This window comes from Glycomyces sp. L485, from assembly GCF_022548875.1.
Lineage (GTDB): Bacteria > Actinomycetota > Actinomycetes > Mycobacteriales > Micromonosporaceae > Glycomyces.
In genome coordinates this window covers 154,476-168,368 of record NZ_JAKZEW010000003.1, presented here as the reverse complement: position 1 = coordinate 168,368, position 13,893 = coordinate 154,476, and the positions used below count along the sequence as shown (strand labels likewise).

Below are 13,893 nucleotides of genomic sequence, written 5' to 3'. Positions count from 1 at the left end.
AGCGTGGACCCAAGCCCGTATCGGCTGCCCGAAATCCTCAGGCGCCTTCGCCGAGCGCGGCGCGGTCGGCGTCGACCATGATGCGGGCCAGCTCGTCCCAGTGGACCTTCGCCTTCCAGCCGATCTCGCGGGCGATCTTCGAGGGGTCGCCTATGAGCTCGGGGACGTCCGCGGGCCGTTCGTACCGGTCGTCGTGCTCGACGTGGTCGCGCCAGTCGAGCCCGGCGTGGGCGAAGGCGGCCTCGGCGAAGTCGCGGACGGTGGCGGACCGCCCGGTTGCGACGACGTAGTCGACCGGCTCGGAGTGCTGGAGCATGAGCCACATCGCCTCGACGTACTCCGGCGCGTAGCCCCAGTCGCGGACCGCGTCGAGATTGCCCAGGTAGACACGCTTCTCGATGCCGGCCTTGATGCGGGCGACCGCCCTGGTGATCTTGCGGGTCACGAACGTCTCGCCGCGGCGCGGGCTCTCGTGGTTGAACGCGATGCCGCTGACGGCGAACATGCCGTAGGACTCGCGGTAGTTGACGGTCGACCAGTGCGCGAACAGCTTCGCGATGCCGTAAGGGCTGCGCGGATGGAACGGGGCCCGCTCGTCCTGGGGCGGGGCGGTGAGACCGAACATCTCCGAAGTGGACGCTTGATAGACGCGGGTGTCGATCCCCGAGGCGCGCACCGCCTCCAGCAACCGGATCGCGCCGAGCGCGGTGACGTTCGCGGTGTAGTCGGGCAGGTCGAAGCTGACACGCACGTGGCTCTGCGCGGCCAGGTTGTAGATCTCCTCCGGTCGGATGTCGCGGATGAGGTTGACCAGCAGCCCGGCGTCGGTCACATCGCCCTTGTGGAGGAAGAGCCGGCGTCCCGACTCGTGCGGGTCCTGGTAGACCGGGGCGAGGCGGGAGGTGTTGGCGATCAGCGACGAGGTGTGCCGGACGATCCCGTGGACCTCGTAGTCCTTGGCCAGCAGCAGCTCGGTCAGATACGAGCCGTCCTGTCCGCTGATGCCGGTGATCAGTGCCTTCTTGGCCGTCATTCGCCGCCCGCCTCGTCCTCGCCGTGACCACTGTAGTGCGCCGACCGGCCCAGCCAGTCCGCGCACAGGCTCATGCCCTGCTTCCTGGCCTCGGACATGTCGCCGACGTCGGCGAGGCGCATCGCGCCGTCGGCGACGTCGGCCGAGAAGCAGACCGGGTCGGAGACGGTCGCGTTGTCCTGGCGGGCGAGGATGACGCCTTCGACCAGGCCGAAGACGAGTCGCGAACGCTGGTGCAGCTCGCCTGGCGTGTAGAGGAGGCCGGCGGCGGTCTGGCTCAGCAGCTGCTTGTAGGTGTCGCGCAGCCTGTCGCGCAGGTCCCGGAACGACTCGAAGGCGGGGCGGCGCACCTCCGGCAGCAGGTAGAGTGCCCCCAGGTTGTGCCGGGCTCCGGCCAGCTGGGCGGCGTCGATGCGGGTCAGCGCCCACAAGCGGGCCTCGGCCATCGCCTCGCGCTCCGTCAGCGCCCAGCGGGCGAATTCGAGGGACGGGGCCACGGTGGTTTCGAGGAGGGTGCGAAGCAGCTCCTCCTTCGAGGCGAAGTAGTAGTACATGCTGGCCTGGCGGAGGCCGGCCTTCGCGGTGATCGCCCGCGTGGAGGTGGCGGTGTAGCCCTGGGTCGTGAAGAGTTCGGCGGCGGCGGCGAGGATCTGCTCGCGGGGTTCGGCGCCGTCGTCCTCGGGGGCGACGCGGGGGCGGCCCACTCGCCGCCGGGGTCGCTCTGTCATGGGCTCTTTCGCTGCCATCGAGATCGGTTGTGCCTTCCTGTCCGTGGTGCGCGGCCAAGTCTAATGCAGGCCATGCGGACTCCGCGCGTCTCGACCGAGCGGGCGACCTCCCCCGGCGCATGTGGAAGCGCTTCGCCGGATCGACTCACACGTGCATGTTTCACTTGTGCGGAGAGATTCATGTGAACGAAATAAATTCTATCGACCGATCGAAACCCCGAGGCGGTTGATTTCTGTCAATTGATAGAAATCGGCTCCCGGAAGGTTCCTGATGATACTCCTCGGTGTAGGACTCTCCATCCTCATCGTCCTGGCCATCGGTCTCGCGGTCTCCCGCAAGGTCGAGGGCGACTCCGGACGCTACCTCGTGGCAGGCCGCACGCTCGGTCTGCCGCTCGTCGCCGCCGGGCTCATGGCCCAGGCCGTCGACTCCAACGCCACCCTCGGCAACACCGACCTCGCCTACGGCTTCGGCTTCTGGGCCGGAGCCAGCCTGCCCATCGGCCTCGCCCTCTGCCTGGTGCTCACCGGCATCTTCTTCGCCAAGCCCATGAACGCCGCGAAACTCCTCACCCTGCCCGACTGGTACGCCCGCCGCTACGGCCGACAGGTCGAGGTCTCCTCCTCGGTCCTCATGGTCGTGGCCTATGTCGTCCTCCTCGCCGGGAACCTCGTCGCGGGCGGTTTCCTGTTCGAGCACTTCCTCGGCATCGACTATTCGATCGGAGTGCTCCTCATCGTCGCGGTGGTGCTCACCTACACGGTCGCCGGCGGCATGTTCGCCGACGCGTACACCGCCGCCGCGCAGATGGCCATCACCGTCGTCGCCACCGCCGCCCTGTTCGCGTGGGTCGCCCTCACCCATGGCATCTCCGTGCCGGAGGGCATGGGCGCCTTCGACTTCGAGCAGTTGACCTCCACGGCCGGAGGCGCGCCGATCAACTGGGCGACCCTCATCGCGCTCGGCGTCGGCGACATCGTGGCCATCGACTTCATGCAGCGCATCTTCGCCGCCAAGAGCCCGCAGGTCGCGCGCCGCGCCTGCTTCCTCGGGGCGGCCGGCACGCTCCTCATCGGCATCCCGTTCACCTACGTGGCGCTCTCGGCGGTCGACATCGTCGGAGCGGACGGGGGAGAGGCCGTGCTGTTCACCCTCCTCGAAGACCACGCGCCCACCGGGCTGGCCATGGCGGTGCTGGCGGCGATCGTGGCCGCCTCGTGCTCGACCGCCAACGGGGCCATCCTCGGGACCGGCGCGGTCGTCGCCCGCAACATCGCCGGGATCCGCGACACCGACAACGGCAGGCTTCCGGGCTTGAAGATCTTCGGTGCCGGGAAGGACCCGCTGCTGCGCGCGAGCCGATGGGCGATGTTCCCGATCGTGATCCTGTCGGTGGTCATGGCGGTCCGGGTGCCGCAGACCGGCATCTTGCTCACGCTGGCGTTCGACCTCATGCTCGCCGGGCTGGCCGTGCCGTTCATCGTCGGCCACTACTGGCGGCGCGGCGGGGCGGTCGCGGCCCTGGCCGCGATCGCGGTGGGCACCGGAGTCCGGCTGGTGCTCTTCGCGGTCACGCCCACGATCTACGGTGCACCGAACGACCTGCTCTACTTCGCGAACGACGTGGTGACACCGGCCTTCGACGGCTGGCCCACGTTCATCGCCGTCGCGAGCGGACTCGCGGCCTACGCGGTCGCCGCTCTGGTGCGTCCGGCGAGGGCCGCGCTGACGGCGCCGGCCTCGGTCCCGATCCAGGCCCAGCCGGAGAAGGTTCCGGTGGGGGCCGAGGACTGAGCTGAGCGCGGACGAAGGGGCGCGGGCGGAGCCCGCGCCCCTCGTTCGTGAGCGGTAGGAAACCGCGACGAAACATGAAGGCAATTCCCCCGATCGCAACGAACTGTAGTTTCTATCAAACGATAGAAATTCGAAATCGGAGGCCACGATGACTGATTCCTCGACTTCGACGACCTATGCCGCCCGAGAACACGCCCGCGCGCAGGAGGCCGCATCGACCGCACTCGACCGCCCCTGGGTTCCAGCGAGCGCTTTTCCCGGGGTTCCGGGCGAGCTCGCCGACGAGCACATGGTGTGGGCCGAGACCGTCCGCGGCGGCGGCTACACCCACAAGGTCCTCGCGCCGGGCACCGTAGTCGAACTCACCGACCTCGACGGCGACGCCTGCGCCCAGATCGCACTCGCCTGGGCCGGACGGCCCTGGGAGCGCCTGTGCGTCGCCGACACCGTCAAGGTCCAATGGAGCGCCTACCTCGGCGAGGGCGGCCTCCTCCTGTCCGACCAGGGCCGCGCGCTCGCCAGCCTCGCACTGGACGAATCCGGCCGCCACGACACCTTCTGCGGCGCCGCCACCGCCGCCCAGAACCGGGAGCGCTACGGCGACGGCAGCCCCTGGAGCACCACCCCCGCCGCCCGCGAGCTGCTCAAGCTCGCCGCCGCCAAACACGCCCTCACCGCCCGCGACCTGCCGCCGGTGGTCAGCCTCTTCAAGGGCGTCAAGGCGGACGAGGAAGGCCGCCTCCACTGGACCGGCGGCGCCGGAGCCGGGAAGCGCGTCCGCCTCCGCGCCGAGGCCCCGCTGCTGCTCCTGCTCGCCAACACCCCCCACCCGCTCGACCCGCGTGACGAATACACCGCCACCAGCCTTCGCGTCCTCGCATGGAAGGACCGGCCCACCGCCCCCGGCGACCCCCTGTGGACCTCCACACCCGAGATTCGCCGAGCCCTGTCCAACACCGCCGAATTCCTCGGAGCCGCAGTATGACCGCCAAGACCCTCGCCGAGCACGTCGTCGCCGCCCGCGCGCCCTGGTCCGGCATCGTCGAGGCCGGGCGGTCGCTCACCATCGTCGACCTCGGCGGCAACCAGGCCGTCGACTTCCTGCTCTACGACGCGCACGACACCGACCTGCGCTACAGCGCCCAGAACACCGTCGCCGCCGCCGGCAACCTGTTCCTCACCACCGGATCGGTCCTGCGCGACGTCGAGCACCGTCCCATGGCGACGATCACCGCCGACAACTGCGGCCGCCACGACACCATCGGCGGCGCTTGCTCCAAAGAGTCCAACACCCTCCGCTACGGACACCAGACCTGGAGCCAGCACGCCTGCGTCGAGAACTTCCTCCACGAGGGCGCCAGATGGGGCCTCGGCAAACGGGACCTGACCGGCAACATCAACTGGTTCATGAACGTGCCCGTGGAGGCCGACGGCTGCCTCGGCATCGTCGACGGCATCTCGGCCCCCGGACTGGAGGTCACCGTCCGCGCCGAGCGCGACGTCATCGCCCTCGTCTCCAACTGCCCCCAGATCAACAACCCGTGCAACGCCTTCAACCCCACGCCGATCAAGGTGATCGTGACCGAGGAGGACCCGGCTTGACCTTCGACACCCTGCTCGTCGCCAACCGCGGCGAGATCGCCGTCCGCGTCATCGCCACCGCCAGACGCCTCGGCCTGAAGACCGTCGCCGTCTACTCCGAGGCCGACCGCGGCGCCGCGCACGTCGACGCCGCCGACGAGGCCGTCCCCATCGGCGGACCCGCCCCGGCCGACTCCTACCTGCGCGCCGACGCCGTCCTCGAAGCAGCCCTGGCCACCGGCGCCGGAGCGATCCACCCCGGATACGGATTCCTGTCAGAGAACGCCGCCTTCGCCCGCGCCGTCGAAGCCGCCGGAATCGCCTTCGTCGGACCCACGCCCGCACAGCTCGACCTGTTCGGCGCCAAGCACACCGCCCGCGCCGCCGCCGAGGCCGCCGGAGTCCCGCTCATGCCAGGCACCGGCCTGCTCGGCGACGTCGGCGAAGCGCTGGCCGAGGCCGACCGCATCGGCTACCCGGTCATGCTCAAGGCGACCGCGGGCGGCGGCGGGATCGGCATGCGGCCCGCCTCGACCGCCGAGGAGCTGCGTGGGGCCTGGGAGGGCGTCAAACGCGTCGCCGAGGCCGGTTTCGGCGATGCCGGGCTCTTCCTCGAACGGCTCGTCCGCCGCGCCCGCCACGTCGAGGCCCAGGTCTTCGGAGACGGCGCCGGCGACGTGGTCGTGGTCGGCGACCGCGACTGCTCCCTCCAGCGCCGCAACCAGAAGGTCGTCGAGGAGGCCCCCGCGCCGAACCTCCCGGCTCCGCTGCGCGAACAGATCCGGGAGGCGGCACGGCGTCTGTGCTCCTCGGTCGGATACCGCTCGGCGGGGACCGTCGAATTCCTCTACGACACCGACCGCGGAGACGTCGCGTTCCTGGAGGTCAACACCCGCCTCCAGGTCGAGCACCCGGTCACCGAGGCCGTCTTCGGCATCGACCTGGTCGAATGGATGATCAGACTCGCTCAAGAAGACAAATCGATGATGGGGTGTTCGCTGACGCCGAGCGGACACGCCGTCCAAACCCGCCTCTACGCCGAAGACCCCGGCAAGGGCCACCAGCCGTCCACCGGCACCGTCACCCACCTCCGGCTGCCCGAGCGGGTCCGCGTCGACACCTGGATCGAGGCGGGGACCGAGGTCGGCCCCCACTACGACCCCATGATCGCCAAGCTCATCGCCCACGGACCCGACCGCGCGGCGGCGGTCGCGGCGGCGGCCCGAGCGCTCGGCGAACTCGAGGTCGCCGGGATAGAGACGAACCAGGGCCAGCTCGCCGCCGCCCTCGCCGACGACGCTTTCACCGCCGCCGAGCACACCACCGCCACCCTCGCCGACATCGCTGACCCGCGGCCGCGCATCGACGTCGTCAGCGGCGGCACCCAGACCACCGTGCAGGACTGGCCCGGCCGCGTCGGCTACTGGCAGGTCGGACTCCCGCCCTCCGGGCCGATGGACGACCGCTCGTTCCGACTCGGCAACCGCGCCCTGGGCAACCCCGAGGGCGCACCCGGACTCGAATGCGTCGCCCAGGGCCCGACCCTGCGCTTCAGCGCCGATACCCTCGTCTGCGTCACCGGCGCGCCCACCGAAGTCACCGTCGACGGACGCCGGGCGTCGCAATGGGAACCGGTCACCGTCCAGGCCGGAGCCGAACTCGCGATCGCCGCTCCCCAGCAGAGGGGTCTGCGCACCTACCTGCTCGTCCGAGGCGGCCTCGACGTCCCCGCCTACCTCGGCTCCGCCGCCACCTTCACCCTCGGCGAGATCGGCGGCCTCACCGGAGGCGTGCTGCGCACCGGCGACGTCGTCCGTCCCGCGGACCCCGACGGCCTTGCCGAACCGGCGCCGGTGGCCGAAGCCGACCGGCCGCACTTCACCAACGCGTGGGAGCTGCCCGTCGTCGAAGGCCCGCACGCCGCCCCGGACTTCTTCACACCCGAGGACATGGCTGAGTTCTACGCCGCCGCTTGGGAAGTCCACTTCAACTCCGCGCGTACCGGCGTCCGACTGACCGGCCCGAAACCGCGATGGGCCAGAGAGGACGGCGGCGAGGCCGGCCTCCACCCGTCCAACATCCACGACAACGCCTACGCGATCGGAGCGGTCGACTTCACCGGTGACATGCCCGTCCTCCTCGGACCCGACGGGCCCAGCCTCGGCGGCTTCGTCTGCCCCGCGACCGTCACCTCCGCCGAGCGCTGGAGGCTCGGACAGCTCCGGCCCGGCGACACCGTCCGCTTCACCAGGGTGGACGACACTCCGCCCGTGCTCGCCGAGTCGCCGGCCGGACCCGACCGCCCCGAGGCCGTCTACCGGCGCTCCGGCGACGACAACGTGCTGGTCGAATACGGCCCGCACACGCTCGATCTGGCGCTGCGCATGCGCGTTCACGTGCTGGCCGAGGCGGTCGCCGAGCACCTCGGCGAGGAACTGATCGACCTGACCCCGGGTGTCCGCAGCCTCCAGATCCACTTCGACCCTGCCCGGATCGGCCAGCGCGAACTGGTGGATCTGCTCGGCGGGATCGAGGAGTCGCTGCCCTCGACCGACGAGCTCGCCGTGCCGAGCCGCGAGGTGTGGCTGCCGCTGTCGTGGGACGACCCGTCGACCCGCGAGGCCATCGACCGGTACATGAACGGCGTCCGCGACGACGCCCCCTGGTGCCCGTGGAACATCGAGTTCATTCGCCGCATGAACGGGCTGGACGATGTGGACGAGGTCCACCGGATCCTCTTCGACGCCGAGTACATGGTGCTCGGGCTCGGGGACGTCTACCTCGGCGCTCCGGTGGCGACGCCTCTCGATCCGAGGCACAGGCTGGTGACCACCAAGTACAACCCGGCGCGCACCTGGACTCCGCAGAACGCCGTCGGCATCGGCGGCGCCTATCTGTGCGTCTACGGCATGGAGGGCCCCGGCGGCTACCAGTTCGTGGGCCGCACGGTGCAGGTGTGGAACACCCACCGCCAGCGGGGCCCGTTCGAGCCGGGCAAGCCGTGGCTGCTGCGCTTCTTCGACCGGATCCGCTGGTATCCGGTCGAATCCGAGGAGCTGGGGGAGCTGCGGGCCGAGATGGCCGCGGGCAGGTTCATGCCGAGAACGGTCGAAGGGGAGTTCCGCTACAGCGACTACCGGGACTTCCTCGATCGCAACGCGGCTGGCATAGCCGAGTTCAAGGAGCGCCAGTCGGCGGCGTTCGCGGTCGAGCGGGCCGCCTGGGAGGCCTCCGGTGAGTTCGACCGCCAGCAGGCCGAGCCGGCCGCCGCGCCGCAGTCGGCGATCGAGGCCCCGCCAGGAGGAGCCGTCGTGGAGTCGCCGCTGGCGGCGGCGGTCTGGAAGGTCGAGGTCGAGCCCGGTCAGGCCGTCGAGGCGGGCCAGACCCTGTTCGTCCTGGAAGCCATGAAGATGGAGACGCCGGTCGTCGCCCCGCAGCACGGTCGGGTCCTCAAGGTGCTTGTGGAGCCGGGAAGTCAGGTGGCGGCCGGATCTGCTGTGGCCGTTCTGGACCGGCAGTGAAGGATGGCGGTTCCGCACGCCGCCTGCCATCGGCTTCGCGTCTTCGCTGCTCGTGGAGGAGCGCTCGTCGGTGCGAACGTGCCACCGCGGATACACGAGGGCGGTCGCGCCGCAGCGGTGGCGACTGCGGCGGGGCTCGGTCCGCGCTCGACCGCTTCCAGGTCGATGGCATCTCGGCGCCGACGCCCCGGTCTTCGCCGGCGTGCTCCGCGCCGCCGATCGGGCTCGGGCGATCCGACCGGTCGGATGGTCCCACCGGCGCGCTTTGGTGGTTACCATGTGATCCAGGTATCCCTGCCAACGGAGTCGGTGATAGTGAATGCCCGATATCGAAGTCGACCTGGCCATCATCGGTGCCGGCCCGACCGGTCTCTACGCCGCGTATTACGCGGGATTCAGAGGCCTGTCGACGGTCGTCGCCGACGCGCTGCCCGAGCCCGGCGGCCAGATCACCGCCATGTACCCCGAGAAGCTCATCTTCGACGTCGGCGGCTTCCCCGAGATCAAGGGCCGCGAACTGGTCGACAACCTGGTGCGGCAGGCAGCGCCGTTCCACCCCGACTACCTGCTCGGACGCCGCGCCGAGAAGCTCACGCACGCCGAGCGCGGGCCGGTGCTCGACTTCGACGACGGCACCCGCGTCAACTGCGGTGCGGTCATCATCACCGGCGGGCTCGGCAGCTTCGCCTCCCGGCCGCTGCCCGCCGCGGCCGACTTCGTCGGCGAAGGCGTCGTCTACTTCGTTCCCGAGCTCGCCGCGCACGCCGGAAAGGACGTCGTGGTCGTCGGCGGCGGCGACTCGGCCTTCGACTGGGCGCTGGCCCTGCATCCCGTCGCCCGCAGCGTCACTCTCGTCCACCGTCGCGACCGGTTCCGCGCACACGAGGGCTCGGTGGCCCGCGTCAGGGACCTCGGCGTCCCCATCGTCGTCAACGCGCAGGTCTCGCGCCTGATCGGTGATGAGCGCGTCACCGGCGTCGAAATCGACGTCAAGGGCGAGTCCGAGTCGCGCCGGCTCCCGGCGGACACGGTCGTCGCCGCACTCGGCTTCACCGCCGACCTCGGGCCGATGACCGAATGGGGCCTGGACATCGAGAAACGCTGCATCCTCGTCGACTCCACCATGGCCACCAACCTGCCGGGCGTGTTCGCCGCGGGGGACATCGCCCAGTACCGGGGCAAGGTCCGGCTCATCGCCACCGGCTTCGGCGAGGCCGCCACGGCGGTGAACAACGCCGCGGTCGCCATGAACCCGGACGCCCATCTGTTCCCCGGCCATTCAAGCGAAGGAACGTAAGTCTTAGGATTCGGTTCATGCTTGCCTTGACCGTTGCAGACGGGAACCTCGTGTCCGACACGGTTCCCGACCCGGAACCCGGACCCGAAGAGGTCCTCATCGAAGTCGCCGCGGCCGGAGTCAACCGGGCCGACCTCCTCCAAGTGGCCGGGCACTACCCGCCTCCGCCTGGGGCTCCCGCCTGGCCTGGCCTGGAGGTCTCCGGCAGGATCGTCGCCGTCGGCGGCGACGACAACAGTGCATTGGTGGACACCGAGGTGTGCGCGCTGGTGCCCGGCGGCGGCTACGCCGAGCTGCTGGCCGTCGACGCTGGACTCGTTCTGCCCAAACCCGAGGGTGTGGACCTGATCGACGCCGCCGCCCTGCCGGAGGCGGCCGCCACCGTCTACTCCAACCTCGGCTATCTGCTCGGCCGTCACAAGGAACGGCCGCGTGTGCTCGTCCACGGCGGCGCCGGAGGGATCGGCACCTTCGCGGTCCAGTTCGCCCACAAGCTCATCGGCGCCGAGGTCTGGACGACCGCCCGAGCGGGCACGCAGGAGCGGCTCGAAGCGCTCGGAGCCGATCACGTCGTCGACTACCGTGAGGGCGACTTCGCCGCCGAACTGGCCGCGGCCGACGGCGCCGACGCCATCTTGGACATCATCGGGGCGGCCAACCTCGAACAGAACCTCAAGGCCCTCGCGGTCGACGGTCGGCTCAGCGTCATCGGTCTCCAGAAGGGACGCACCGCCGAGATCGATCTCGGCAGGCTGCTCGCCAAACGCCACACCGTCACCGGCGCTCTTCTGCGCAGCCGCCCCATCGAGCAGCGCCGCCAGATCCTCGCCGAGGTCTTCGAACACGTCTGGCCCGCACTCGACTCGGGGGAGATCAAGCCCGTCGTCACCACCCGCCTGCCGTTCCGGCAGGCTCAGGAGGCCCTCGGCCTCATGGAGGCCGGCGGTCACTTCGGGAAGATCGTGCTCGAGAACTACTAGTGAGGGTCGCCGTCCAGTGCCGTCCGAACGATCGCGGCGATGGCCTTCGCGGCCAGCTCTGACGACAGCGTCGGGTAGGCGCCGTCGAGCGACTGCCCGGGCATGAGCGGCACGTGGACGAACCCGCCGCGCAGGCCCGGGCGGCGGGTCGCCACGAGGTGCATGAGCCGGTAGAACACGGTGTTGCACACGTACGTGCCGGCCGTCATGGACTCCGCCGCGGGGACCCCGGCCGCGCGCGCGGCTTCGACGCACGACCGCAGCGGCAGACCGGTGAAGTAGGCGCCGGGACCGTCGGCGACCAGTACGTCGCCGATCGGCTGGCGGCCGTCGTTGTCCGGCATGGAGGCGTCGACAAGGTTCACCGCCACCCGCTCGACGGCGACGGCGGCCCTGCCGCCCGCCTGGCCGACCGCGACGACCACCTCCGGATCGAACGCCTCGATCGCGGCCTCCATGGACAGGGGTGCGCCCGAGAACGTCACCGGAAGCAGCACGGTCTCGATCACCGCGCCCTCGATCGGGTGCTCGGCGGCCAGCTTGACCGCCTCCCACGACGAGTTGCCGTCTATGAAACCGAACGGTTCGAATCCGGTCAGCAGAACTCGGCGCATGATCACACTCCTTACAAGGGGGCGGGAAGCGCCCGCCGCGGGATACGCGGCGGGCGCGTCGAAACCTTCTGGTTTCAACCGTACTGTCAGGAGCGGCGACCCGGCCCGCAGCGGTCGCGGCATTCGCCGTTCACTCGGTCTCACCTCGGAGCCCGATCCAAGGTCACGGCTTCACTGAGGGAAATACCCAGGGACCGGCCACCCGCGGGCAATGCGTTGGAGCACGGGCGGTGCCGACGACTACCATTGACGCGAATGTGCAGCGCCGGGTCGAGACCCGGCCGAACGTGATCGAGGGAGAACCGTGGCATCCGCAGCGCCGAACAACAGTCCAGCCGTCGTCGAACCGCTCTGGGTGACGGCTGGCACTACGTGCGCCGACGCGGTGGCCGGGGCCGGGCTCCCCGCCCATGGCCCGGACGCGATCGTCGTCGTCCGCGACCCGGAAGGTCAGCTGCGCGACCTGGACTGGGTTCCCGAGGCCGACACCAAGGTCGAGCCGGTCGCGTTGAACAGCCCCGACGGGCTCAACGTCATGCGCCACTCGGCCGCGCACGTCATGGCGCAGGCCGTGCAGGAGCTGCGCGAGGCGAAGCTCGGCATCGGGCCGCCGGTGACCGACGGCTTCTACTACGACTTCGACGTCGCCGAGCCGTTCAACCCCGACGACCTGAAGACGATCGAGAAGCGCATGCTGCAGATCATCAAGCAGGGCCAGACCTTCCACCGCCGCAGGTACGCCTCGCTCGACGAGGCCCGCACCGAACTGTCCGGCGAGCCCTACAAGCTGGAGCTCATCGAGACCAAGGGCGAGGGCACCGACGCCGACGAGGTCATGGAGGTCGGCGGCGGCGAGCTCACCGCCTACGACAACGTCGACCCCAAGACCGGCCAGCGGTGCTGGTCGGACCTGTGCCGGGGCCCGCACCTGCCCTCGACCAGGCTCATCGGGGCGGTCAAGCTCATGCGCTCGGCCGCCGCGTACTGGATGGGCTCGGAGAAGAACCCGCAGCTGCAGCGCATCTACGGGACCGCCTGGCCGACCAAGGCCGAGCAGAAGGAGTACCTCCAGCGCCTGGAGGAGGCCGCCAAACGCGACCACCGCAAGCTCGGCGCGCAGCTCGACCTGTTCTCCTTCCCCGACGAGCTCGGCTCGGGCCTGCCGGTGTTCCACCCCAAGGGCGGCATCGTCCGCCAGGAGATGGAGTCCTACCTCCGGCAGCGGCAGAAGGAGGCCGGGTACGACCTGGTCAACACCCCGCACATCAGCAAATCGAACCTGTTCGAGACCTCGGGGCACCTGCCGTACTACGCCGACTCGATGTTCCCGCCCATGGAGTTCGAGGGCGCCGACTACTACCTCAAGGCCATGAACTGCCCGATGCACAACCTGATCTACCGCTCGCGGGGGCGCTCCTACCGGGAGCTTCCGCTGCGCCTGTCGGAGTTCGGGTCGGTGTACCGCTACGAGAAGTCCGGCGTCGTCCACGGCCTCACCCGGGTGCGCGGCATGACCCAGGACGACGCGCACATCTACTGCACCCAGGAGCAGGCCTCCGAGGAGATCAAGAGCCTGCTGACCTTCGTGCTGTCGCTGCTGCGCGATTACGGCCTCAACGACTTCTACCTGGAGCTGTCCACCAAGGACGACTCGCCGAAGTTCATCGGCGACGACGCCAGGTGGGAGGAGGCCACCGCCGTGCTGCGGGAGGCCGCCGAGGCGTCGGGACTCGACCTGGTGGCGGACCCCGGAGGCGCGGCCTACTACGGCCCGAAGATCTCGGTGCAGGCCAAGGACGCCATCGGCCGGACCTGGCAGATGTCGACCATCCAACTGGACTTCAACCAGCCGGAGCGCTTCGCGCTGGAGTACTCCGCCGCCGACGGCACCCGCAAGCAGCCGGTCATGATCCACCGGGCCCTGTTCGGCTCGATCGAGCGATTCTTCGGAGTGCTCCTCGAGCACTACGCGGGCGCCTTCCCGGCCTGGCTGGCCCCGGTGCAGGCGATCGGCATCCCGGTGCGCGACGAGAACGCCGACTACCTGGACGGGTTCTTCGCGAAGCTCCGCGAGGCCGGGATCCGCGGCGAGGTCGACCACTCAGACGACCGCATGCAGAAGAAGATCCGCAACGCCCAGCAGCAGAAGATCCCCTTCATGGTCATCGTCGGCGACGACGACCAGAACGCGGGCGCGGTCTCGTTCCGCTACCGCGACGGCTCCCAACGCAACGGCGTCCCGATCGACGAGGCCGTCGCCCACGTGGTCGAGGTCGTCGAATCGCGCGTCAACGAAGGCCCCTCGGCCGCGGCCGAAGGCGAGTAGCGAGACGCGGCGGCGCGC

The 13,893-nt window shown here is 70.1% G+C and carries 10 protein-coding genes; 7 read left to right on the top strand and 3 right to left on the bottom strand.

Annotation, left to right across the window (positions count from 1 at the left end):
* Positions 1-37: 37 nt before the first annotated feature.
* Positions 38-1,033 carry a GDP-mannose 4,6-dehydratase gene (gene gmd / locus L0U85_RS03215; protein ID WP_241376261.1) on the bottom strand — a complete coding sequence of 332 codons (996 nt, stop codon included), beginning with the start codon at positions 1,031-1,033 and terminating at the stop codon, positions 38-40.
* Positions 1,030-1,761 carry a TetR/AcrR family transcriptional regulator gene (locus L0U85_RS03210; protein ID WP_277605306.1) on the bottom strand — a complete coding sequence of 244 codons (732 nt, stop codon included), beginning with the start codon at positions 1,759-1,761 and terminating at the stop codon, positions 1,030-1,032. Before L0U85_RS03210 ends, gmd begins: the two co-directional genes overlap by 4 nt.
* Positions 1,762-2,032: 271 nt before the next feature.
* Between L0U85_RS03210 and L0U85_RS03205 the strand changes: the two genes are divergently transcribed.
* The 6 genes from L0U85_RS03205 to L0U85_RS03180 all read left to right on the top strand — a co-directional run bounded on the left by L0U85_RS03205 (position 2,033) and on the right by L0U85_RS03180 (position 10,935).
* Complete coding sequence (locus L0U85_RS03205; RefSeq protein WP_241376259.1) at positions 2,033-3,556, top strand: sodium:solute symporter family protein; 1,524 nt, start codon at positions 2,033-2,035, stop codon at positions 3,554-3,556.
* A gap of 148 nt (positions 3,557-3,704) precedes the next feature.
* Complete coding sequence (locus L0U85_RS03200) at positions 3,705-4,541, top strand: urea amidolyase associated protein UAAP1 (protein WP_241376257.1); 837 nt, start codon at positions 3,705-3,707, stop codon at positions 4,539-4,541.
* Positions 4,538-5,158 carry an urea amidolyase associated protein UAAP2 gene (locus L0U85_RS03195; RefSeq protein WP_241376256.1) on the top strand — a complete coding sequence of 207 codons (621 nt, stop codon included), beginning with the start codon at positions 4,538-4,540 and terminating at the stop codon, positions 5,156-5,158. Before L0U85_RS03200 ends, L0U85_RS03195 begins: the two co-directional genes overlap by 4 nt.
* Complete coding sequence (locus L0U85_RS03190; protein ID WP_241376255.1) at positions 5,155-8,658, top strand: 5-oxoprolinase/urea amidolyase family protein; 3,504 nt, start codon at positions 5,155-5,157, stop codon at positions 8,656-8,658. The genes L0U85_RS03195 and L0U85_RS03190 overlap by 4 nt, the downstream gene beginning before the upstream one ends.
* A gap of 319 nt (positions 8,659-8,977) precedes the next feature.
* The gene (locus L0U85_RS03185; protein ID WP_241376254.1) at positions 8,978-9,955 is read left to right on the top strand and encodes an NAD(P)/FAD-dependent oxidoreductase; all 978 of its coding nucleotides are present in this window, start codon (positions 8,978-8,980) and stop codon (positions 9,953-9,955) included.
* A gap of 17 nt (positions 9,956-9,972) precedes the next feature.
* Positions 9,973-10,935: a zinc-binding dehydrogenase gene (locus L0U85_RS03180; protein WP_241376252.1), complete on the top strand. Its 963-nt coding sequence runs from the start codon at positions 9,973-9,975 to the stop codon at positions 10,933-10,935.
* On the opposite strand, the gene pcp is transcribed toward L0U85_RS03180, so the two are convergent.
* Positions 10,932-11,549 (bottom strand): pyroglutamyl-peptidase I, encoded by a 618-nt coding sequence (pcp, locus tag L0U85_RS03175; protein ID WP_241376250.1) that lies wholly within the window; start codon positions 11,547-11,549, stop codon positions 10,932-10,934. The two genes, L0U85_RS03180 and pcp, sit on opposite strands and share 4 nt — an antisense overlap.
* Positions 11,550-11,853: 304 nt before the next feature.
* On the opposite strand from pcp, the gene thrS reads away from it, so the two are divergent.
* Positions 11,854-13,875 (top strand): threonine--tRNA ligase, encoded by a 2,022-nt coding sequence (gene thrS / locus L0U85_RS03170; RefSeq protein WP_241376249.1) that lies wholly within the window; start codon positions 11,854-11,856, stop codon positions 13,873-13,875.
* The last annotated feature ends 18 nt before the right edge of the window (positions 13,876-13,893 follow it).